The organism is Rugamonas sp. GW822-FHT03B10 (genome assembly GCF_058801745.1).
Genome location: NZ_JBXANP010000001.1, coordinates 407,387 through 429,671 on the forward strand (window position 1 = coordinate 407,387; position 22,285 = coordinate 429,671).

The 22,285-nt window shown below is 63.6% G+C and carries 21 protein-coding genes; 14 read left to right on the top strand and 7 right to left on the bottom strand.

The features are described 5' to 3' along the window. Positions 1-244 precede the first annotated feature (244 nt). Entirely contained in the window at positions 245-1,738 is a 1,494-nt protein-coding gene (locus tag AC1RQG_RS01820; RefSeq protein ID WP_493127704.1) for a methyl-accepting chemotaxis protein, read from the top strand. On the opposite strand, the gene AC1RQG_RS01825 is transcribed toward AC1RQG_RS01820, so the two are convergent. Next, positions 1,735-2,415 (bottom strand): pyridoxamine 5'-phosphate oxidase family protein, encoded by a 681-nt coding sequence (locus AC1RQG_RS01825; protein WP_493127706.1) that lies wholly within the window; start codon positions 2,413-2,415, stop codon positions 1,735-1,737. The two genes, AC1RQG_RS01820 and AC1RQG_RS01825, sit on opposite strands and share 4 nt — an antisense overlap. Before the next feature lie 96 nt (positions 2,416-2,511). Between AC1RQG_RS01825 and pdxR the strand changes: the two genes are divergently transcribed. Both pdxR and AC1RQG_RS01835 read left to right on the top strand, forming a co-directional pair. Next, complete coding sequence (gene pdxR, locus AC1RQG_RS01830) at positions 2,512-4,023, top strand: MocR-like pyridoxine biosynthesis transcription factor PdxR (protein ID WP_493127708.1); 1,512 nt, start codon at positions 2,512-2,514, stop codon at positions 4,021-4,023. Between the two features lie 1,092 nt (positions 4,024-5,115). Further along, positions 5,116-5,271, top strand: coding sequence for a hypothetical protein (locus AC1RQG_RS01835; RefSeq protein ID WP_493127710.1), 156 nt, complete (start codon positions 5,116-5,118; stop codon positions 5,269-5,271). 106 nt (positions 5,272-5,377) lie between these two features. Here AC1RQG_RS01835 and AC1RQG_RS01840 read toward each other — a convergent pair whose 3' ends face one another. The 5 genes from AC1RQG_RS01840 to AC1RQG_RS01860 all read right to left on the bottom strand — a co-directional run bounded on the left by AC1RQG_RS01840 (position 5,378) and on the right by AC1RQG_RS01860 (position 12,660). Further along, positions 5,378-7,846 carry a TonB-dependent receptor plug domain-containing protein gene (locus AC1RQG_RS01840; RefSeq protein ID WP_493127713.1) on the bottom strand — a complete coding sequence of 823 codons (2,469 nt, stop codon included), beginning with the start codon at positions 7,844-7,846 and terminating at the stop codon, positions 5,378-5,380. A gap of 271 nt (positions 7,847-8,117) precedes the next feature. Further along, positions 8,118-8,891 carry a spermine/spermidine synthase domain-containing protein gene (locus tag AC1RQG_RS01845; RefSeq protein ID WP_493127715.1) on the bottom strand — a complete coding sequence of 258 codons (774 nt, stop codon included), beginning with the start codon at positions 8,889-8,891 and terminating at the stop codon, positions 8,118-8,120. Between the two features lie 64 nt (positions 8,892-8,955). Beyond that, entirely contained in the window at positions 8,956-9,459 is a 504-nt protein-coding gene (locus AC1RQG_RS01850; RefSeq protein WP_493127717.1) for an FxDxF family PEP-CTERM protein, read from the bottom strand. A gap of 409 nt (positions 9,460-9,868) precedes the next feature. Next, positions 9,869-10,369 (bottom strand): FxDxF family PEP-CTERM protein, encoded by a 501-nt coding sequence (locus AC1RQG_RS01855; protein WP_493127719.1) that lies wholly within the window; start codon positions 10,367-10,369, stop codon positions 9,869-9,871. Between the two features lie 353 nt (positions 10,370-10,722). After that, positions 10,723-12,660 (bottom strand): phosphoethanolamine transferase, encoded by a 1,938-nt coding sequence (locus AC1RQG_RS01860; RefSeq protein WP_493127721.1) that lies wholly within the window; start codon positions 12,658-12,660, stop codon positions 10,723-10,725. Between the two features lie 323 nt (positions 12,661-12,983). Here AC1RQG_RS01860 and rpsL point away from each other — a divergent pair, with 323 nt between their 5' ends. From rpsL to rpsJ, 5 genes are all read left to right on the top strand, one after another. Beyond that, positions 12,984-13,367 (top strand): 30S ribosomal protein S12, encoded by a 384-nt coding sequence (gene rpsL / locus AC1RQG_RS01865; RefSeq protein WP_493127726.1) that lies wholly within the window; start codon positions 12,984-12,986, stop codon positions 13,365-13,367. 145 nt (positions 13,368-13,512) lie between these two features. Next, the gene (gene rpsG, locus AC1RQG_RS01870; protein ID WP_209723738.1) at positions 13,513-13,983 is read left to right on the top strand and encodes a 30S ribosomal protein S7; all 471 of its coding nucleotides are present in this window, start codon (positions 13,513-13,515) and stop codon (positions 13,981-13,983) included. Between the two features lie 114 nt (positions 13,984-14,097). Further along, positions 14,098-16,203: an elongation factor G gene (gene fusA, locus AC1RQG_RS01875; protein WP_493127730.1), complete on the top strand. Its 2,106-nt coding sequence runs from the start codon at positions 14,098-14,100 to the stop codon at positions 16,201-16,203. Positions 16,204-16,269: 66 nt separating this feature from the next. Continuing rightward, positions 16,270-17,460, top strand: coding sequence for an elongation factor Tu (tuf, locus tag AC1RQG_RS01880; protein ID WP_493127642.1), 1,191 nt, complete (start codon positions 16,270-16,272; stop codon positions 17,458-17,460). 125 nt (positions 17,461-17,585) lie between these two features. Further along, positions 17,586-17,903 (top strand): 30S ribosomal protein S10, encoded by a 318-nt coding sequence (rpsJ, locus tag AC1RQG_RS01885; RefSeq protein ID WP_117014469.1) that lies wholly within the window; start codon positions 17,586-17,588, stop codon positions 17,901-17,903. 224 nt (positions 17,904-18,127) lie between these two features. On the opposite strand, the gene AC1RQG_RS01890 is transcribed toward rpsJ, so the two are convergent. After that, a complete protein-coding gene (locus tag AC1RQG_RS01890; RefSeq protein ID WP_493127734.1) occupies positions 18,128-18,922 on the bottom strand; it encodes a PEP-CTERM sorting domain-containing protein in 795 nt (264 codons plus the stop codon). A gap of 329 nt (positions 18,923-19,251) precedes the next feature. Here AC1RQG_RS01890 and rplC point away from each other — a divergent pair, with 329 nt between their 5' ends. From rplC to rplV, 6 genes are read left to right on the top strand one after another with little or no spacing between them, the layout of a single operon-like run. After that, complete coding sequence (rplC, locus tag AC1RQG_RS01895) at positions 19,252-19,908, top strand: 50S ribosomal protein L3 (protein WP_493127737.1); 657 nt, start codon at positions 19,252-19,254, stop codon at positions 19,906-19,908. Positions 19,909-19,911: 3 nt separating this feature from the next. Continuing rightward, positions 19,912-20,532: a 50S ribosomal protein L4 gene (gene rplD / locus AC1RQG_RS01900; protein ID WP_493127740.1), complete on the top strand. Its 621-nt coding sequence runs from the start codon at positions 19,912-19,914 to the stop codon at positions 20,530-20,532. Beyond that, a complete protein-coding gene (gene rplW, locus AC1RQG_RS01905) occupies positions 20,529-20,843 on the top strand; it encodes a 50S ribosomal protein L23 (RefSeq protein WP_493127742.1) in 315 nt (104 codons plus the stop codon). Before rplD ends, rplW begins: the two co-directional genes overlap by 4 nt. Next, positions 20,843-21,670, top strand: coding sequence for a 50S ribosomal protein L2 (gene rplB / locus AC1RQG_RS01910; RefSeq protein WP_493127744.1), 828 nt, complete (start codon positions 20,843-20,845; stop codon positions 21,668-21,670). Before rplW ends, rplB begins: the two co-directional genes overlap by 1 nt. A 9-nt stretch (positions 21,671-21,679) precedes the next feature. Beyond that, positions 21,680-21,955 carry a 30S ribosomal protein S19 gene (gene rpsS / locus AC1RQG_RS01915; protein ID WP_008444295.1) on the top strand — a complete coding sequence of 92 codons (276 nt, stop codon included), beginning with the start codon at positions 21,680-21,682 and terminating at the stop codon, positions 21,953-21,955. Further along, positions 21,952-22,284: a 50S ribosomal protein L22 gene (gene rplV, locus AC1RQG_RS01920; protein WP_182151929.1), complete on the top strand. Its 333-nt coding sequence runs from the start codon at positions 21,952-21,954 to the stop codon at positions 22,282-22,284. The genes rpsS and rplV overlap by 4 nt, the downstream gene beginning before the upstream one ends. Position 22,285 lies beyond the last annotated feature (1 nt).

Here is a 22,285-nt window from a genome sequence, read left to right on the forward strand (position 1 = left end):
GGCCGCGCTGGCCCCGGCCGTGGCCTGACGCCATCGTCCTTGCGTCGTGCAAGGCAAGAATCTGTGAGTATTGGCGCGATTTAATCCGTCACAATAGGGCGCAAGCCCCTGCGTCCGGCGCGCCCGTGCGCACCATCGCGCGCCGCTGCGGGCCCTCCCGATCCGCCCCGCGGCCGCGCCGCCGGGCCGGCCCCACCAACTTTACCGCGCCGCGCGCTGGCCGCCCGACGTCCAGGAGTATGGCATGCTCAAGCAGATGAAAATGGAAACCCGGCTGCACTTCGGCATGGGCGCGATCGTGGTGCTGGTGATCGCGCTGGGCCTGGTGGCGTTCACCAACCTGTCGGCCCTGCAGGGCACGTGGAGCAATGTGGAGAGCGTCACGCTGGTGCGCAAGGACGCCGTGCTCGGCATCACCAAATGGAACGGCGACGCGATGCAGGACTTCAAGAATTACATCCTGCGCGGCGGCAACGCGGCGGCCGAATTCCGCAACGACCTGGCCGCCATCGACAAGCAGGTGGCGGCCTACCGCGCGGCCGGCGAGCCGGGGCGCGACGAGTTGCAGCAGCTCGACGCGCTGCAGGCGGCCACCCGCGCCTTCAACGACGCCATGACCCAGCTCGAGGGCCTGCGCGAAAAGGGCGCCACCGTCGCCGAGCTGGACAAGGCCGCCAAGGGCAGCGCCACCGCCATCTCCGCGGCGGCCGAGAAGCTGGCGCAGCTGAACGAGGCCGACACCAGGGCCGCCTCGGCCCACATGAGCGCGGTGGCCAACCAGGCCAAGGTGTGGATCATGTCGTTCGACGTCGTCATCGCCGTGCTCGGCTGCACGCTGGCCGTGTGGATCTCGCGCAGCCTGTCGGCCATCGTGCGCGACGTGCAGGGCGTGGTCGGCACGCTGGGCGCGGCCGCGCAGGAGGTGAACGCGACCGCCCAGTCGCTGTCGCAGGCGGCCAGCGAGCAGGCCGCCGGGGTCGAGGAGACCAGCGCCTCGATCGAGCAGATGACGGCCTCGATCGCCCAGAACGCCGAGAACGCCAAGATCACGGACGGCATGGCGACCCAGGCCGCGCACGACGTCACGCGCGGCGGCGACGCCGTCAAGGCCACGGCCACGGCCATGAAGCAGATCGCCGACAAGATCGGCATCATCGACGACATCGCCTACCAGACCAACCTGCTGGCGCTGAACGCGGCCATCGAGGCGGCCCGCGCGCACGAGCACGGCAAGGGCTTCGCGGTGGTGGCGGCCGAGGTGCGCAAGCTGGCCGAGCGCAGCCAGGTGGCGGCCCAGGAGATCGGCAAGGTGGCGTCCGACAGCGTCGAGCTGGCCGTGCAGGCCGGCCACATGTTCGACCAGATGGTGCCCAACATCCGCAAGACGTCCGACCTGGTGCAGGAGATCGCGGCCGCCTCGGAGGAGCAGTCGTCGGGCGTGCGGCAGATCAACGGCGCCGTCGGCCAGCTGAGCCAGACCACCCAGGTCAACGCCGCCAGCTCCGAGGAACTGGCCGCCACGGCCGAGGAGATGAGCGCCCAGGCCGAGCAGCTCGACCAGCTGATGGCCGTGTTCAAGCAGTACGCGGCGGCCGATCCGATGCGCCGCAACGGGGCGCGCCGGGCCGTGCCGCTCAAGCCGGGCGGCGCGCGCAAAGCGGCCGTCGGCGCCGCCAAGTCCGGCACCGCGCTGGCCGTGACGGCCGGGCCGGACGAGGCCCATTTCACCCACTTCTAGTAGATCGGCGCCAGCTCCGCCGGCGCGGTCGGCCAGTCGCGCACATAGGCCGGCGCCGGCGCCGCGCACAGCGGGTCGGCCACCGGCGCCACGCGCGCGCGCGCGAACGGCAGCACGCCGGCCCAGGCCGGCCAGGCCAGGTCGCCCGCGTCGTCGTCGGGGCCGCCCGCGCGCACTTTGCAGGCCGCCTCGGCCAGGCTGATGCGCAGCACCGTGGTGGCCGCGTATTCCTTGTCGTTGCCGGGCCGGATCTCGCCCTGGCGGCCCGGCGCCAGCTTCTCCATCAGCGCCTCCAGCGCGGCGCGCTTGCCGGCGTCGTCGTCCACCGCCTCGAAGCGGCCATACACCATGGCCGAGCGGTAATTCATCGAATGGTTGAAGGCCGAGCGGGCCAGCACCAGGCCGTCGAGGTGGCTGATGGCGACGCAGCAGGTCTGGCGCATCAGCTGCCCGAGCAGGCGGCTGCCGTTCGAGCCGTGGATGTACAAATGGCCGCCGCTGCGCCAGCAGGCCGTGGGGATGCAGTGGGCGCCATGGTCGTCGCTGAACGCGATGTGGCACAGGTAGGCATCGTCGACGACCGCGTGCAGCGTGGCTTCATCATAGCGGGCGTTCTCGGCGATGCGGCGCACGCGCGTGCGTTCGCTGGCGGGCAGGGGGGCGGCGGAGTCTTTCATCGGTGCGAGGGTCCGGAAAAATTGTTGAGTACTCAATATAATGGCGTGCTGGCTCTGGCGACAGGTCCAGCGCCACGCAATTTCATGGAGCCACCAATGGACTACGCCCGCCTGATCGACCGCTTTACGGAACGGCACCGCCAGCACGGCTGGCCGCGCCAGCGCCTGCTGCACGAATGCCTGCGCGCCGCGATCCGCGATGGCACGCTGGCCGCCGGCACCCGGCTGGTGGCCACGCGCGCGCTGGCCGAGGAACTGGGCGTGGCCCGCAACACCGTGCTGTACGCGTATGAACAACTGGCCAGCGAGGGCTATCTGCGCACGGACCGGCGCGGCACGGTGGTGGCGGCGGTGGCGCCCGAGCGCCCGGTGGTGGCCGCCGCGCCGGCCGCGCGCGCCGGCCTGGCGCGCCGCATGCGCCAGTTGCCGGCCGCGCCGGCCGGCGACGAGGCGGGCGCCTTCGTGCCCGGCGTGCCGGCGCTGGACCAGTTCCCGCTCACCTTGTGGCGGCGCCTGCTGGAGCGGGCCTGGCGCGGCCTGACGGCGGCGCAGCTGAACTACGGCGACCCGGCCGGCGAGGCGGCGCTGCGGGCCGCCATCGCCGACCATCTGCGGGCCGCGCGCGGCGTCGTGTGCGAGGCAGGGCAAGTGTTCATCACGGACGGCACCCAGAGCAGCCTGGACCTGTGCGCGCGCGCCTTCGCCGACGAGGGCGACACGGTGTGGCACGAGCATCCCGGCTACGCGGGCGCGCTGGCCGCGTTCCGCGCGGCCGGGCTCGAGGTGCACGGCGTCGCCGTGGACGAGGAGGGCATGGCGCCGCGGGCGGCCGACTGGCGCGACCGGCCGCCGCGTCTGGTGTACACGACGCCGTCGCACCAGTACCCGACCGGCTCGGTGCTGAGCCTGCGCCGGCGGCTGGCGCTGCTGGCGGCGGCGCGCGCGGCCGGCGCCCTCATCATCGAGGACGACTACGACAGCGAGTTCCGCCACGACGGCGCGCCGCTGTCGGCCATGCAGGGCCTGGAGCCGGACGCGCCCGTGCTGTACCTGGGCACGTTCAGCAAGACCATGTTCCCGTCGCTGCGGATCGGCTTCGTGGTGGCGCCGCCGGGGCTGGCGGCCGCGCTGGCGGCCGTGCGCGGCCAGGCCAGCGCGCGCGGGCGCGTGGCCGACCAGCTGGCGCTGGCCGAATTCCTGCGCAGCGGCCAGTTCGCGCTGCACCTGCGCCGCATGCGCCGCCTGTACCGCCAGCGGCGCGATGCGCTGGTGGCGGCGCTGGAACGGCACCTGGGTTCGGTGGCCACCGTGCATGGCGGTTCGGCCGGCATGCACCTGGCGCTGCGCTTCACGGACCCGGCGCTGTCGGACACGGCCATCAGCGCCCAGGCGCGCGCGCACGGCATCGTCGCGCGGCCGCTGAGCGAGCACGCGGTGCACGGGGAAACGGTCTGGCACGGCTTGATGCTGGGCTACGCGCAAGTGCCGGCCGAGCGGATGGATGAACTGGTGCGGCAGCTGGCGGCGCTGGTGCATCTGGCCGCATACACGCATGGACGAAGCGGGACGGTTCGCCAACGAAAGGCCACTGAATCCGGATGTATCTGATATGCCGCAATACGACCGCTGGGGCGATCCGGTCTGATGGAGGGGCGAAATTTCATCCAGCTTGGCGCGGGCGCGCGAGGAATCTGCCATGCGCATACGGAAGTCAACTCCGGCCATGTTTTGGCGGAATCTCACATGCTTATAATCTCGGCGGGGCGTTAGGGCTTGGGGCATTTGGGGCGAAATTGGGTGGTCGTTTTTATATCTTGATGCACTAATTCAGTTCTGTTGCGACTCCGGTCCTGATAAGCCTTGTAACCTTTAGTTTGGGGTGGCTATATGAAACTAAATAAAGAAATTTCACGCCAAGACATTGTTTGGAGTCTATCGGCGGTTGCGGTCATGTTCTTTTTCTTAATCTTCGTCTATGGATTCGATATAAAATATATCTCATCTATAAGGGAGTATAAATATGGTGCCGTTATCTCTATGCTAGTAATTGGAGAGGCGATGGTTTTACTCCGTAATTTCTTCGGGAAGAAGTGACTTTTAGCTCGGCGGTCGATAAATTAGTTAGCGGACAGTTGAAGTCTCCAAAAAAAAGCTATATCACCGCCAAGTGTGAAATTCTCCCGTACTGAAGAGGTCTAACTGACATCACAGCAGCTACGGGGGCAGATGTGGTTAAACCCACGTGCGGGGATTCAATTGTACGGTTGGCGTTGGCGCGATATGCTTGCGCGGCTGGTCGCGGAGGGTTCGCTGCAACTTATCGACCGGTTGTTCGTCTGCCAGCCTTATTGTGTATGTGTGACGACCAGTCACGTGACATTATCTTGGAATACTGAAAGCTGCCATGAAGCGGATATTAATACTCATTGCCTCGGTTTTGCTTGTTTTTACGTGTTTGGTCGCTATTTCTCGGCTGGAACCCGTTGCGACTTCCGTCCTCGCCTTGGCATCCTTTTACCCAAGATCATTTAGTGGCGCCGTTCTGCTCATACTGTTCATGCTGATTTTTCTGTGCTTTAGACATAAATCGAAGAACGATTAGATCTCGGGCCATGAGGTGCAGAGCCGCCCATACATCAACATGGCGGTGTCGTACCGGCCAATTCGGATGGCGAAGAGATCGACCAGAATTCGGTTGGCGTGAACGCATTGTTGTTTATGCCGTTGCCTCTGCTCTGTTTCGAAGTGTTCGCCATATTCCAGCTCAACGCGACGCCGCATCAGGTCAGCTGGATCAACATCGCTTTTGCCGGTTATCTGGGCCTCAACCTTGAAGCGCGGTTCCGGCGCGGTTAGTCGGCTGCTGGAATTGGCCGCATGAAAAAAAAAGGGCCAGACCCGAGAGTCTGACCCTTTTGCTTACGTCACGCCGCCAGACTGGCCGGCGGCTGGGCGGCGATGCTTAGAACGCCGAATCGACGCGCACGTACATCGAGCGGCCGTTCACGCCGATCGGGCAGGTTTCCCAGCAACGGGTGAAGCCCAGTTGCGGGAACACGCCGCCGTTGGTCCATTCGTCGGGCAGGGCGTTGAACATATTGTTCACGCCCACGCTCAGGAACGTGCGCTTGGTGAACGCATAGCGCACCGAGCTGTCGACCAGCCACTTGGCGCCCCACGTCTGCAGCGGGCTGAAGTTCTCGGCCTTCACTTCGCCGTAGTAGTTGGCGCGCACGTTCACGTCCCATGGGCCGGTGGTCACGTCGGCGCCGATCACGTGGTGCTGGCGTGGCTGGCCGTGTTCGAGCAGCGTCACTTGCGACTTGTCGAACAGCTGTTCGCCGGTCAGCACGGACGACGACGAATGGCGTTTCGTCACTTCCGTCTTGTTGAAGCCCAGCTGGCCCGACAGCACCAGTTTGGCGTTCGAGAAGTGCGTGGTGTGGTCGGCCACGATGTCGATGCCGCGGGTGCGGGTGTCGACGGCGTTGGTGAAGAACTGGGCCTGGCCCACGCCCAGCGGCTTGAGGATGTTGGCGATCGGGCCGCCGTTGGCCTCAGGCGCGATCTCGCTCGAGAACACGATGCGGTCCTTGATCTTGATCTGGTAGGCGTCCATGGTCAGCGACATGTTCTTGGCCGGGCGCAGCACCATGCCGACGCTGCCGCTGGTCGAGGTTTCCTCTTTCAGCGGGGCGATGCCGAACGCCTGCGTCACCGGGCTGCCCTGGCGCGCCGTCAGCGTCTCGGTCAGCACGCCGTTGTTCAGGTTGGTCGACACGGAGCTGTAGAACTCCTGCTGCACGCTGGGCGCGCGGAAGCCGGTCGAGACGCTGCCGCGGAAGCCGACCTGCTTGCTCGGATCCCAGCGCGCGCTCAGCTTGCCGGTGGTGGTGCTGCCGAAGTCGGAGTACTTCTCCCAGCGCACGGCGCCGGCCAGCGTCAGGTTGTCGACCGGCTTGTGCTCGGCGTCCAGATACAGGGCGATGTTGTGGCGGCCCGAATCGACGGCCGTGCCCGGCGTGTAGCCGGGGAAGCCCTGGATGCCGGAGGCGGCCGTGGCGCCGCTCGGCGTGGTGATGGCGATGGCCGGGTTGTTGCTGCGGCCGTACTGGTACGACACCGGGTCGCCCGCTTCGATCTGGTAGTTGTCGGCGCGGTATTCGAAGCCGGTGGCCAGGAACACGCTGCCGGCGCCCACCGCCAGCGGGCCCTTGAGGTCGGCGTTGATGGTGGTCTGGGTGAACTTCAGCTTGCCCGTGTCGGCCTCGCGCGGCGATTCGGCGTAGATGCCGCCGCCCGGTTTCGGCTCGTACCAGTAGCTGGTGTTGACGCTGTTGGCTTCGTGGAAGTCCAGCTCGCTCTCGCCGTGGTTGATCGACAGGTCGGCCTTCCAGTCGTTGGCCAGGTCGCGGCGGAAGCCGAAGGCGAACGAGTTGTCCTTGACCGTGGTCTGGATGTTGGGCAGGAAGCCGTTCGGGTAGATGTCGGGCACGGTGCGGTCGTCGCCGGCCGAGCGGAAGAAGCCGTAGGAGTTCCCCTTGCGCTTGGACAGGCCGCCGAAGGCGTAGAACTCGCCGTTCTTGTCCACCGGCAGGGCCGCGTTCCACCACAGGTAGCCGTCCTTGGCGTCGCTGTCGCCGATGTGCTGGGTCACGCGCGGCGGGTTCACGCGCAACGTGTCGGGGCCGGCGCGGTTGGTTTCGCCGCGCTTGCGGGCCTCGGCCGTCAGGTTCAGGAAGCCGCCGTCCTGGCCCAGCGCGACGCCGGTGTTGGCGCTGGCCGAGTACAGGTCGCCGTCGCCTTTGGAGGTGGTGCCCACGGTGCCGCTGACGGTGGTTTCCTTGACCTGGCTCTTGAGCACGATGTTGATCACGCCGGCGATGGCGTCCGAACCGTACTGGGCGGCGGCGCCGTCGCGCAGCACCTCGATGTGGTGGATGGCCGCCAGCGGAATGGCGTTGATGTCGGTGCCGGCCGAGCCGCGGCCGACGGTCTGCTGCACGTTCACCAGCGCCTGCTGGTGGCGGCGCTTGCCGTTCACCAGCACCAGCACCTGGTCAGGGCCGAGCGAGCGCAGCGTGGCCGGACGGATGATGTCGGAGCCGTCGCTGATGAAGGTGGTGGAGAAGTTGAACGAAGGGTCCAGCGTCTGCAGCAGCTTGCCCAGCTCCAGCGGACCGGCCGTCTGCATGTCCTTCAGGCTGATCAGGCCGACCGGGGCCGACGTGTCGAGCGCCGTCTTGGCGGCGGAACGGGAGCCGAGCACCACCACCGTCTGTTCGGTCGGCGCGTCCGGCGCGGCGGCGGACTGGGCATAGCTGGCGCCGGCGGCCATCAGCAGGGCGCTGGCGAGCAGGGTGCGTTGGAAACGGGGTGGATGGGCGGGGTGGGCGTGGCGGGTGCGGGTGCTGCGAGGGGCTCTCTTCATAGGTCATTCTCTCGTGTGGTTTTTATCTGAGTAAACAGCCGAGGGGTGACGGCTTTCCTGCATGCTGGTGAACGGTAATCACCACCGAGAAAATACTACAGTGCACAATTGGTCTAGACAAACTTGCATGCACCAACATGTTGCATAATGAGCAGCCGGCGCAATAGTGCGTGCTTTATGCGGGGATTTCGCGTAGGCTTGTCGATCGCCGTCGCCTTTGTCGTTTCGGCGGAGCAAGTTTCTGCTGTTTTGCGCCGCCGCCGGGCCGGCGCTACTGGTGGTCGCGCATCCACGCCTTGAGGCCGTTGACCCACGACTTGGCCGGCAAATTCAGTTCCTTCTTGATGGCCCCGGCCCGCTCGTACAGCACGCTGAAGTCGAGCACGGGCGCGCGCTTGAACGCGATCACCACGATGTTGGCGTCGTGCACCTCGGGCAGCCACACGACGGCGTCGAACACCTGTTCCATGGCCAGCAGATTCTTGTCGTAGTTGCTGAACTCGCCGAACACATTGGTGGTCATCACGCCGTCGTCGCCCAGGCAGTCGTAGCAGCCCTGGTAGAACTCGGGCGTGTCGAGCACGGGGCCGCGCGCCTCCTCGTCGTACAGGTCGACCTGCAGCACGTCCACCGTGCCGTGGTTGGCCGGGTCGAGCACGAAGTCGAGCGCGTTCATCTCGCGCACCCGCAGGCGGGCGTCGTCGTCGGGCAGGCCGAACAGCGCGCGGCAGATGGCGATCACGTTCGGGTTCAGTTCGATGGCCGTCACGCGCGTGCCGGGCAGGCGGCGGTAGCAGAACTTGGTCAGCGCGGCGCTGCCCAGGCCCAGTTGCACCACATGGCGCGGGCGCTGCACGAACAACAGCCACATCATCATCATTTGCACGTATTCGAGTTCGATGTTGTCCGGCTTGGCCAGGCGCATGGCGCCCTGCACCCAGGAGGTGCCCAGGTGCAGGCTGCGCACGCCCTGGTATTCGGTGGTGGTGGCGGGAGGGTGGCCGGGCGCGTCGAAGCGGGCGGCGGAGGCGGGTATTTTGGACATGGCGTAGTTTACCAGCCCGCGCGGGGTAAAAAAAAGACGCCGCAGCGTCTTTTAAGGGGGGAGTTCAGGAGCGGCGTCGCCGCGCGACCAGGCCCATCAGCGCCAGGCCGCCCAGCAGCATGCCGTAGGTGGCCGGTTCCGGCACGGCCGACTTGATGTCCAGCGTGCCGCCGTAGCTGGCGGTGCCGAAGTCGGTGCCCTTGATGGTCAATGTGATCAGGCCGCTCACCGGCACGCCGAAGAACACGCTGCCCGACGAGAAACCATTGAACACCGGCAGCGGCGTGCCGTTGAGGTCGGCCGAGTTGAAGTTCAGCATGGTCGCCGGCCCCGACGAGAAGTTGACGAAGTTGGCGAAGAAGCCCTGCGCCGTGCCCGGCAGGCCGGAATACGAGAACGTATAGGTGTCGGTGAACGCCTGCCCGTCGCTGTGCGTGGTGCCGAACGCGGTGCTCCAGTCGCCCGCGCCACCCGCCATGGCGATGACGGGCGACGTGTAATCGTTGGCCATGGCGCCGCCCGCCGCCGCCGCCATCAAACCAGCCGCCAATATTGATTTTAATGTCATATTATCTCCGAAAAATATTTAACTAAAGACATGAACCCGGCGCTACCCGTGCACCGTACGCTGGGCAGATTTCGATGTCAATTCGTTATTTTTTTTCATCCCGACCACTTCGATAGCGCGTGCCTACTACACGGGCTGGACAATAGATAATTTCTACCAATCAATTTCCATTCTGCAAATTGTCGGCCTATTTTCCGTTTGGTCATGCTGGATTCGTTGTCTGCAGCCGACGTCCATCGCGACGGGCGCCAGCTTGCCTGGCGCCGGTTCGCCAGCCGGGACGGGCCGGGCCAAAAACGGGTCGGGTAAAAAGAGAGACGCTGGCGCGTCTCCGATGCCCCGGGGCTGCCGGGGCGGGCCGATCTGGTCGGCAAGGTGGTGGTCCGATGGGTGGACGCAGGGCCTGGCGTCAACTTGCTTTGCGGCGGCGGGCCAGCCAACCGACCACGCCCAGGCCGGCCAGCAGCATGCCATAGGTTTCCGGTTCCGGCACGGCGGACACGTTGATGTCGCCCGAATAGCTGGCCGAGGGGGTGATGGTGGTGCCCATCACGGTCAGCGTCAGCGTGCCCGACACGTTGATGGGGTTGAGTATGCCGAATTCGAAGGAGCCGGGCCCCGTCAGGGTGAGCGCGTTGCCGTTCAGCGAGGCACTGGTGAGGTTGAGGTCGTTATTGCCCATCAGCGACAGGGTCTGGATGATGGCGTTGGCCCAGCTGGGGCCGACGGCCGGGTTGAAGGTGAAGGTGTCGGTGAACGCGCCCGCGAAGTTGTGGTCGGCCCCGAAGTGCGCCGTGTAGCTGCCCGCCGACACGGTGGACATGGCCACGTTCTGGTTGAGGTCTTCCGCCAGCGCGGTGCCGGTCGAAGCGGCCAGCATGGCCGCCAGCAGTAGTGATCTTAATTTCATGTTGATCCCCTTTGGCATAAAAACACCCGGCCATCCGAGTGCTGGGAATCAACTTACAAGGCGCGCAAAATGATGTCAATTTTCTATTTTTTAATCGTAAATGTTGGGCGATAGACTAAGGCTAATGCAGGGGCGTGGCGCCGGGGCTTGGCGGCGATGAAAGCAGTTGAAGATGCAAGTCAACTGTAAAAACTGACATTTTGTCGTTTTTATCAGACGCCGGTTCCGCGCTGGTTGGTGGCTTGCGGCCACGACCGGGCGGACGCGATGGGCGGGTCCGCGCGCCCGCGCGCCTCGCCGGCGCCACGTCGTTGCTGTTGGGTCCGGGGCGGCCATGCCGGCGCGGCGCCGCCTCACTTCTCCTGCTTGAGCGGCTTGTCCTTGTCGATCACTTCGCGGCAGTCGCCCTTGATGATGGCGTTGTCGTAATTGGTCCAGCCATAACTGTCCACGTAGCGCTTGTGCTGCTTGAAGCGGGCGTTGACGAAGCTCCATTCGAGCCGCTCGCCCGGGTAGGCGATGTCGCCCAGGTCCAGCAGCGTGTGGAACATGTTCTCCGTGGCCAGCCTGGCCTTGCGGTGGCGCAGCAGCTGCCGCACCTTCTCCGGGTAGCGCTCGCGGTACTGGTCGGAATACCAGACGAAGGCCGGGATGTGGAATTCGAACTGCGTGTTGTGGCCATGGAAGGCCAGGTTGCAGCTGCCGTCGTACAGGGTCTGGCCGTGGTCGGCCACGTAGACGAGCGCGCCCAGTTGCTGCGTGCGCTTGAGCGTGGCGATGGCCTGCTCCAGGAACCAGTCCGTGTACAGGATGGAGTTGTCGTAACTGTTGTTGAGCTGCGGCTTGATCCTGGTGTCGGTGTAGACCGGCTTGTCGACCCCGAACAGCGATGGCTGCCACTTGTCGAACGTCTTCGGGTAGCGCTGGCTGTAGTTCCAGTGGTTGCCCAGCGAGTGCAGCACGATCAGCTTCTTCGGGGCCGGGTCGGCGATGGCGCGCGCCAGCGGGTCCAGCAGCACGGCGTCGAAATTGGAGCGGTTGGTGAAGCCGCCCAGGTTGAGGAACTCGATCACGTCGGCCTCCTTGGCGAACACGGAGACGGGCGTGTCGAACTGGCCGAACGACACCTGGTTCGACAGCCACCAGGTCTTGAAGCCGGCCTCCTTGTAGGCGGTCAGGAACGACTTCTCGGAGAAGCCATCCTTCAGGCTCTGCATCGACGGCTTGCGCGAAATGATCACCGGCACCGACAGCCGCGTGGCCGAGACGGCCGTGATCACGTCCGGCAGCGTCACCAGGTTGGGCTCGCGCCTGAGCAGCGGGGTGGTGTCGCGCGGATAGCCGTTCAGGCTCCAGCGGTCGTAGCGCGACGATTCGCCGATCACCAGCACCACGATCTCGGGCTGCTGGCCGGGCGTGGCCTGGTGCGCCTGGAAGCGGAAGCTGCGGCTGCGTTCGCCGAGCTCGGCCAGGTAGCGCCGCTCCTTCCAGAAGTCGGCGAAGCGGGCGGCCAGGCCGAACGGCCAGCTGGCCGTGAACGCGTCGCCGTCCACCGGCGAGCGGGCCCAGTAGGGCAGGGCCGCCAGCCTCCAGCCCAGGTGGCCGGCCGCCGGCAAGGCCGGCAGCGCCGGCGCGCTGTCCTCGTCCGCGTCCTCCTCCTCGTCGTCGCTGGCGCCGTCGCCAAAGCCGGACGCGGCCACGCCGCCGGACGCCGGCGCCGCCGCCGCGCCGGCCAGCAGGGCCGGCCGGGCCGGTGCCTTGGCGGCGGCCCTGGCCGCGGCCGACGGCTTGGCCTGGACCCCGAACTCGTAGCCCCAGCCGGCCACGGCGGCCAGCACCAGCAAGCCGGCCAGCGCGGCCCAGCGGCTGCGCCCGGTCCAGTCGAGCGCGCGGGCGCGCACGGCCACCACCTGGGCCAGCAGCCACCAGGCCAGCACGGCGGCCATGGCGCCGCCCAGCAGCCACACTTTCTGGCCCAGGAACTCCATCGCCTCGCGCGGGCTGGTCTCGGCGATGATGCCGAGGTGGTGGGTGGAGATGCCCTGGCCGTAGAACACGAACAGGTAGATCTCGGCCGGCAGCGCCGCGAACGCGGGCAGCAGCAGCCAGTGGAACCTGGCCGGGCGCTTGAGCACGGCCCAGGCCGCGAGCCAGCCCAGCGCCTCGACGGCCGCGATCTGCCATGGTTGCTCGACCGGCTTGCCCAGCAGCCAGGGCACGTAGGGCACGGCCGACAGCAGCAGATAGGTGGCGAACAGGAACAGGTTGGCGGGACGCAACAGGGATGGCATAAGCGGGGGCGGCGGGGGCGGCGGAAAAAATGTCTGCTATTATCAAGTGTTTCCTGATCATACGGCTAGTTTTTGCTGGCCCGGCGCGCGCCACCGGCGCGGCCCCGGGCCGTCCCCGCCGCCGCGAAATAGATTGACTGGCCTGCGCAGCGCGTCTATACTCGCGAGTTCTCTATTTATTCTGCACATCGTATACGCTTTTGCGGCCGCTCCAGCGCGAGTGGCTTTTCGCGCCTCCGCTGTCGGTGTAGAAAGGGACTCAGTTTTCGCCCCCGGGCAATCGCCCGGGTTATCAACGTTGTAACTTTGTTGGATTTAGAACGATGCCAACCATCAATCAACTGATTCGCAGCCCACGCGTCGCCACGACCGTGAAGAGCAAGTCGCCGGCGCTGGAAAACAGCCCGCAAAAACGTGGCGTTTGCACCCGTGTGTACACCACCACTCCTAAGAAGCCTAACTCGGCTTTGCGTAAGGTCGCCAAAGTGCGCCTGACCAACGGTTTCGAAGTCATTTCGTACATCGGCGGTGAAGGCCACAACCTGCAAGAGCACAGCGTTGTGCTGCTGCGCGGCGGTCGTGTCAAAGACTTGCCAGGTGTGCGTTACCACATGGTCCGCGGCGCGTTGGATACCCAAGGCGTGAAAGACCGTAAACAAGCCCGCTCGAAGTACGGTACCAAGCGTGCCAAGGCCGGTAAGAAGTAATACCCCAAGTTTCGCTCAGTGGCAGTAAGAGCTAAGTGAATGTAGTCGACCGCAACGGGTCGAGTAAGTGGATGGCTATGATGGCCCTCCGTGAGAGTGCGAACCCATATCTGCGCACCTCAACTGAAGATTGAAAGGAATTGATATGCCACGTCGTCGTGAAGTACCCAAGCGCGAAATCTTGCCAGATCCTAAATTCGGCAACACGGATGTCGCCAAGTTCGTTAACGTGCTGATGCTGTCCGGTAAAAAATCGGTCGCTGAAAACATCATCTACGGTGCCTTCGAGCACATCGCCGCCAAGTCGGGTAAAGACCCGCTGGAAGTGTTCGCCACCGCCATCAACAACGCCAAGCCGCTGGTCGAGGTGAAATCCCGCCGCGTCGGCGGCGCCAACTACCAGGTGCCAGTCGAAGTGCGTCCGGTGCGCCGCATGGCCCTGTCGATGCGCTGGCTGCGTGAAGCCGCCAACAAGCGCAGCGAGAAGTCCATGCCACAACGCCTGGGCGGTGAGCTGATGGAAGCGGCCGAAGGCCGCGGCGGTGCGATGAAGCGTCGCGATGAAGTGCACCGCATGGCGGAAGCGAACAAGGCGTTCTCGCACTTCCGCTTCTAATAAAACCGGCCGGACCCTGTGCGGTCCGGCTGTTATCTGTTGTTCGAGGCCGGGCTCATTTTTTAGCAAAAAAATGGTGCTCGGTTTTGTCCATTCAAAGATTTAGGATTAATTATGGCCCGCAAGACCCCCATTGAGCGCTACCGCAACATCGGTATCTCCGCTCACATCGACGCAGGTAAGACCACGACCACCGAGCGCGTGCTGTTCTACACCGGCGTGAACCACAAGATCGGCGAAGTGCACGACGGCGCCGCCACCATGGACTGGATGGAGCAGGAACAAGAGCGTGGTATCACGATCACCTCCGCTGCGACCACCTGCTTCTGGAAAGGCATGGCCAACAACTTCCCTGAGCACCACATCAACATCATCGACACCCCGGGCCACGTCGACTTCACCATCGAGGTGGAGCGTTCGATGCGCGTGCTGGACGGCGCGTGCATGGTCTACTGCGCCGTGGGCGGCGTGCAGCCACAGTCGGAAACCGTGTGGCGTCAGGCCAACAAGTACAAAGTGCCACGTCTGGCCTTCGTCAACAAGATGGACCGCACCGGCGCCAACTTCTTCAAGGTCTACGACCAGATGCGCGCGCGCCTGAAGGCCAACCCGGTCCTGATCCAGATCCCGATCGGCGCCGAAGAGAACTTCAAGGGCGTGATCGACCTGGTCAAGATGAAAGCCATCATCTGGGACGACGCTTCCCAGGGCATGAAGTTCGACTACGTCGACATTCCAGCCGAGCTGGCCGATTCGGCCGCCGAATGGCGCGAGAAGATGGTCGAAGCCGCCGCTGAAGCCAGCGAAGAGCTGATGAACAAGTACCTGGAAGAGGGCGACCTGTCCGAGGCCGACATCAAGAAGGCACTGCGCGAGCGCACCATCGCCTCCGAGATCGTGCCGATGATGTGCGGTACCGCGTTCAAGAACAAGGGCGTGCAAGCCATGCTCGACGCCGTGATCGAGTTCCTGCCATCGCCGATCGACATCGCCGCCGTGAAGGGCACCGACGAGCACGAAGAGCCAGCCACCCGTAAAGCGGCTGACGACGAGAAGTTCGCGGCACTGGCCTTCAAGATCATGACCGACCCGTTCGTCGGCCAGCTGGCCTTCTTCCGCGTGTACTCGGGCGTGATCAACGCCGGCGACACCGTCTACAACTCGGTCAAGGGCCGCAAGGAACGCCTGGGCCGTATTCTGCAGATGCACGCCAACCAGCGTGAAGAGATCAAAGAAGTGCGCGCCGGCGACATCGCCGCCGCCGTGGGCCTGAAAGACGTGACCACCGGTGAAACCCTGTGCGATCCAGCCTCCATCATCACGCTGGAAAAGATGGTGTTCCCTGAGCCTGTGATTCAGCAGGCTGTCGAGCCTAAGACCAAGGCCGACCAGGAAAAAATGGGCCTGGCCCTGAACCGCCTGGCACAGGAAGATCCTTCGTTCCGCGTGAAGACCGACGAAGAGTCGGGCCAGACCATCATCGGTGGTATGGGCGAGCTGCACCTGGAAATTATCGTCGACCGTATGAAGCGCGAATTCGGCGTGGAAGCGACCGTCGGCAAGCCACAAGTGGCATACCGCGAAACGATCCGCAAGTCGGTGTCGGACGTGGAAGGCAAGTTCGTCAAGCAGTCCGGTGGTCGCGGCCAGTACGGCCACGCCGTGCTGACGGTCGAACCGCAAGAGCAAGGCAAGGGCTTCGAGTTCGTCGACGCCATCAAGGGCGGTGTGGTTCCTCGCGAATACATCCCCGCGGTGGAAAAAGGCGTGCGCGAAACGCTGCAGAACGGTGTTCTGGCCGGCTACCCAGTGGTCGACGTGAAAGTCACCCTGACCTTCGGTTCGTACCACGACGTGGACTCGAACGAAAACGCGTTCCGCATGGCCGGTTCGATGGCGTTCAAGGAAGGCTGCAAGCGCGCCAACCCCGTCATCCTGGAGCCAATGATGGCCGTGGAAGTGGAAACGCCGGAAGACTACGCCGGTACCGTGATGGGCGACCTGTCGTCCCGCCGCGGTATGGTGCAGGGCATGGACGAAATCCCAGGCGGCGGCGGCAAGATCATCAAAGCCGAAGTGCCGCTGTCGGAAATGTTTGGTTACTCGACCACCCTGCGTTCCGCAACGCAAGGCCGCGCGACCTACACGATGGAATTCAAGCACTACTCCGAAGCGCCTAAGCATGTGATCGACGCGATCGTCACCGCGAAAGCCAAGTAATTTTGAAATTGGGCGGCCGGGGAGATCCTCCGGCCCCTTTAACACATTGTTTTAAGGAAGAATAAAATGGCAAAAGAGAAATTCGAACGGACCAAGCCGCACGTCAACGTCGGCACCATCGGTCACGTTGACCACGGCAAGACCACCCTGACCGCCGCGATCGCAACCGTACTGTCGAAGAAATTCGGCGGCGAAGCGAAAGCCTACGACCAGATCGACGCTGCTCCTGAAGAAAAAGCACGCGGCATCACCATCAACACCGCCCACGTCGAGTACGAAACCGCTACCCGTCACTACGCACACGTTGACTGCCCAGGCCACGCCGACTACATCAAAAACATGATCACCGGCGCAGCGCAGATGGACGGCGCGATCCTGGTGTGCTCGGCCGCCGACGGCCCAATGCCACAGACCCGCGAGCACATCCTGCTGGCCCGTCAGGTTGGCGTTCCTTACATCATCGTGTTCCTGAACAAGTGCGACCTGGTCGACGACGCAGAACTGCTGGAACTGGTGGAAATGGAAGTGCGCGAGCTGCTGTCGAAGTACGAGTTCCCAGGCGACGACCTGCCTATCGTCAAAGGTTCGGCCCGTATGGCGCTGGACGGCGACACCGGCCCGCTGGGCGAACAGGCCATCATGCAACTGGCCGACGCGCTCGATTCCTACATCCCAACGCCAGAGCGCGCTGTGGACGGCGCCTTCCTGATGCCTGTGGAAGACGTGTTCTCGATCTCGGGTCGCGGCACCGTGGTGACCGGCCGTGTTGAGCGTGGCGTGATCAAGGTCGGCGAAGAGATCGAAATCGTCGGCATCAAAGACACCGTGAAAACCACCTGCACCGGCGTGGAAATGTTCCGCAAGCTGCTGGACCAGGGGCAAGCCGGCGACAACGTTGGCCTGCTGCTGCGCGGCACCAAGCGTGAAGACGTGGAGCGTGGCCAGGTTCTGGCCAAGCCAGGTTCGATCAAGCCGCACAACCACTTCACCGGCGAGATCTACGTGCTGTCGAAAGACGAAGGTGGCCGTCACACCCCGTTCTTCAACAACTACCGTCCTCAGTTCTACTTCCGTACCACGGACGTGACCGGTTCGATCGAGCTGCCAGCCGATAAAGAAATGGTCATGCCAGGCGACAACGTGTCGATCACCGTCAAGCTGATCAACCCGATCGCGATGGAAGAAGGTCTGCGCTTCGCCATCCGCGAAGGCGGCCGTACCGTCGGCGCCGGCGTTGTGGCGAAAATCATCGCCTAATTTTTAAGCGCTGATGCAAGAGGGCCGACAAGGTGTGTTACCATGTCGGCCCTTGCAGTACCCACCGTTCTTTTTAAAATTGCTGGCGCTACAAAGTTGCCAGTTCGCTCTTTGAAGGAATTACCATGTCCGTCACCAATCAAAAAATCCGTATCCGCCTGAAGGCCTTCGATTACAAGCTGATCGACCAGTCCGCCCTGGAAATCGTCGACACCGCCAAGCGCACCGGCGCCGTGGTCAAGGGTCCAGTGCCTCTGCCTACCCGCATCCAGCGTTTCGACGTGCTGCGTTCGCCGCACGTGAACAAGACCTCGCGCGACCAGTTCGAGATCCGCACCCACCAGCGCCTGATGGACATCGTCGATCCTACCGACAAGACCGTTGACGCCCTGATGAAGCTGGACCTGCCAGCTGGCGTGGACGTCGAAATCAAGCTGCAATAATTGCTGCCAGGCCGGCGGGGCAACCCGCCAGCCGGAACGAACCGGCCCCTCCGCATCGCGGACGGGCCGGTTTTCTTTTTTTTAGGGGAGGGGGCCGGCATGCGGCGCGTGCGCGCGACCGGTTCGGGCTTGGTGCGCTTAGGCAGCGCAGGTCCGTCGCCGGACGCGATGTGTGGCGTCGCGGCGACGCCGTGCCGTCAGACCGGGGCCGGCCGCCGAGGCGCTCAGCCCTGGCGCCGGGGGCGGCGCAACGCGGCCACCAGCAGCAGGCCGGCGCCCAGCATGGCATAGCCGGACGGCTCCGGCACGGCGGAGATGCGGCTGGTCGCGTTGTTGATGCCGGCATACAGATAGAGCGTCACATTGCTGTCGCTCTGGTTGGCGTAATACATCTCCAGCGGCGTGTCGAAGCCGCCGGTGAACGTGAAACCATCCGTGTCGGTGCTCTGGTTGAAATAGCCGATCCAGTTGTGGTCGGCGTCCTGCAGGCCGACCATGGCCCCCGCATGGGCGAGATAGGAGGCCGGGTCGAGCATGTCGGCCACGCTGACGGCGCCCGTGGCATGGCCGGTGATGGTCAGCGCCGTATGGGGCAGCAGCGTCAGCACGGCCGTGTTATTGCCGGCCGCGAAGGCGCCGCCGTCGAGCGGCGTCCCTTCCTGCAGCGTGGTTTCGCCGTGCTGGTCGCCCAGCTGGCCATTCTGGCCGCCGGCGCTGTGGGCGTAGGCGTTATCGAGCAGCGTGCTGGCGGCCGCCAACGTGCCCGTATACGACTGGGTCATGGTGGGCGAGGCCGGTGGCGGACCGGGCTCATCGAGCCGGCTGTTGAGGTAGGAAGAAAGCAGGTCGTACTGCATGCCGGCGCCCTGGCCGTCGGCGGGCGTGAGGTCGGTCAACTGGAATACTAGGGGGGACAGGTTGCTGCTGGCGCTGGTGTGGCCGGCTGCGGACGCGGTGCCGCAGGCCAGGGTCAAACTGGCTCCCAGCAGTGCCGTGGCAAAGATGGGCGTAAATTTCATGAAAAAACTCCCTGGTCTGTGGTGAACAAAAAAACGGCGCGCGCGACAAGGCTCGCCCATGTCGGAGAAATAATTTTACGTCAATTATAACAATAGAAGTTACTTTATTATCATCTGTGTGTGCCAGTTGCACACGCCCGGCCTTGGCGCTGGCGGGACGGCGTGGCGCGGGCCGCCGGAAACCCGACATACCCCGTATTTAGTTGTTGCGTCAAGACCCAAATGACGCTACACTAGCCGGCTTCGGTATGGATTCGCCTTTTTCTGGTCCGTACTAATTTTGTAGTTCAACAAAGCCCCGCCCAATCGTAGGTGGGAATGGAGAAAAAATGAGCCTTGGCCTCCTCGGTCGCAAGGTTGGTATGATGCGCATCTTCACCGATGACGGGGATTCGATCCCAGTCACCGTGTTGGACGTATCGAACAACCGTGTTGCGCAAATCAAAACGCCTGAAACGGATGGTTATTCCGCAGTTCAGGTTGCATTCGGTCAACGTCGCGCTTCCCGCGTGACCAAAGCCGTCGCTGGTCACCACGCTAAAGCGGGTGTTGAAGCCGGTACTCTGTTGAAAGAGTTCCGCGTCGACGCCGCCAAAGCTGCCGAACTGAAAGCAGGCGACGTCGTTGCCGCTTCGCTGTTCGAAGTCGGTCAGAAGATCGATGTGCAGGGTGTGACGATCGGTAAAGGTTACGCCGGTACCATCAAGCGTCACCACTTCGCTTCGGGCCGTGCCACCCACGGTAACTCCCGCTCGCACAATGTTCCAGGCTCCATCGGTATGGCGCAGGATCCAGGCCGCGTGTTCCCAGGTAAGCGCATGACCGGTCACCTCGGTGACGTCAACCGCACCATCCAGAACCTCGAAATCGCCCGTATCGACGCCGACCGCCAGCTGCTGCTGGTCAAGGGTGCCGTACCTGGCGCGAAAAATGGCCAGGTCGTCGTTTCGCCTGCCGTTAAAGTTAAAGCAAAGAAGGGAGCTTAAACGATGGAACTCAAGCTCTTGAACGCGCAAGGTCAAGCCGCCTCGAACGTAGCAGCCGCCGACACCATCTTCGGCCGTGACTACAACGAAGCGCTGATCCACCAAGTGGTCGTGGCCTATCAGGCCAACGCACGCAGCGGTAACCGCAAGCAGAAAGACCGTGAAGAAGTTCACCACACGACCAAGAAGCCATGGCGCCAAAAAGGCACCGGCCGCGCTCGTGCCGGTATGTCGTCGTCGCCACTGTGGCGCGGCGGTGGTCGCATCTTCCCGAACTCGCCCGACGAGAACTTCACCCATAAAGTGAACAAGAAGATGTACCGCGCTGGTATCTGCTCGATCCTGTCGCAACTGGCCCGCGAAGACCGTCTGTCGGTCATCGAAGATCTGACCATCGAAGCCCCGAAGACCAAGCTGCTGTCGCAAAAGCTGACCGGCATGGGCCTGGACTCCGTGCTGATCATCACCGACGTCGCCAACGAAAACCTGGAACTGGCTTCGCGCAACCTGCCTAACGTGCTGGTTGTGGAACCACGTCACGCAGATCCGATGTCCCTGGTGTTCTACAAGAAGATCCTGGTCACCAAGGCTGCACTGGCTAAGATTGAGGAGATGCTGGCATGAGCGCAGTGAAATTTAGCGAAGAGCGCCTGATGAAGGTGCTGCTGGCTCCGGTCATTTCCGAAAAAGCGACCATGGTCGCGGAAAAGAACGAACAGATCGTGTTCCGTGTTACCACCGACGCGACCAAGCCAGAAATCAAGGCCGCCGTTGAACTGCTGTTCAAGGTGGAAGTGGAATCGGTGCAGACCGTCAACCGCGAAGGTAAGCAGAAGCGCACCGGTGCCCGCACCGGCCGTCGCAACCATACCAAGCGCGCTTTCGTGTGCCTGAAGCCCGGCCAGGAAATCAATTTCTCCGAGGAGGCTAAATAATGGCACTCGTTAAGATGAAGCCAACCTCGCCAGGCCGTCGCGGCATGGTGAAGGTGGTCAACGCCGACCTGTACAAAGGCCGTCCGTTCGCCGCCCTGGTTGAGAAAAAATCGAAGACCGCCGGCCGTAACAACAACGGCCACATCACCACCCGCCACATCGGCGGTGGTCACAAGCAGCACTACCGTCTGGTCGACTTCAAGCGCCAGAAGGACGGCATTCCGGCGAAAGTGGAACGGATCGAATACGATCCTAACCGCACCGCCCACATCGCCCTGCTGTGCTACGCCGACGGCGAGCGCCAGTACATCATCGCCACCAAGGGCATGAGCGTCGGCGACACCGTGATGAACGGTTCGGAAGCCCCGATCAAGGCCGGCAACTGCCTGCCGATCCGCAACATCCCGGTCGGTACCGTGATGAACTGCGTCGAGATGCTGCCAGGTAAGGGTGCCCAGATGGCCCGTACCGCCGGCGCCGGCGTCGTGCTGATGGCCCGCGAAGGCACCTACGCTCAAGTGCGTCTGCGCTCGGGCGAAGTGCGCCGCGTGCACATCGAGTGCCGCGCCACCGTTGGTGAAGTCGGCAACGCCGAACATAGCCTGCGCAAGATCGGTAAAGCCGGTGCCATGCGTTGGCGCGGTGTGCGTCCGACCGTGCGTGGTGTCGTCATGAACCCGATCGACCACCCGCACGGTGGTGGTGAAGGCCGCACCGCTGCTGGCCGTCACCCAGTGTCGCCATGGGGCCAGCAGACCAAGGGCAAGAAGACGCGCAGCAACAAGCGCACTTCGTCGATGATCGTCTCGCGCCGCGGCAAGAAATAAGGATAAATCATGACTCGTTCATTGAAAAAAGGGCCGTTCTGTGACGCCCACCTGGTGAAGAAGGTCGAAGCCGCGCAAGCTGCCAAGGACAAGAAGCCAATCAAAACCTGGTCCCGTCGTTCGACCATCATGCCTGACTTCATCGGCCTGACGATCGCCGTCCACAACGGCAAGCTGCACGTGCCCGTGTACGTCTCCGAGAACATGGTTGGTCACAAGCTTGGCGAATTCGCGCTGACCCGCACGTTCAAGGGCCATGCCGCTGACAAGAAGGCGAAGAAATAATGGAAACTAAAGCTATCCTCAAGGGTGTGCGCTTGTCGGATCAGAAAGGCCGCCTGGTGGCGGACCTGATCCGTGGCAAGAAGGTTGACGCTGCGCTCAACATTCTGCAATTCAGCCCGAAAAAAGGCGCGACCATCATCAAGAAAGTGCTGGAGTCCGCGATCGCGAACGCCGAGCACAACGATGGTGCCGACATCGACGAACTGTTCGTGAAAACGATCTACGTCGAAAAGGGCCCGATCCTCAAGCGCTTCACCGCGCGTGCAAAGGGTCGTGGCGATCGTATTTCGAAACAATCGTGTCACGTGTACGTGACCGTCGGTAACTAAG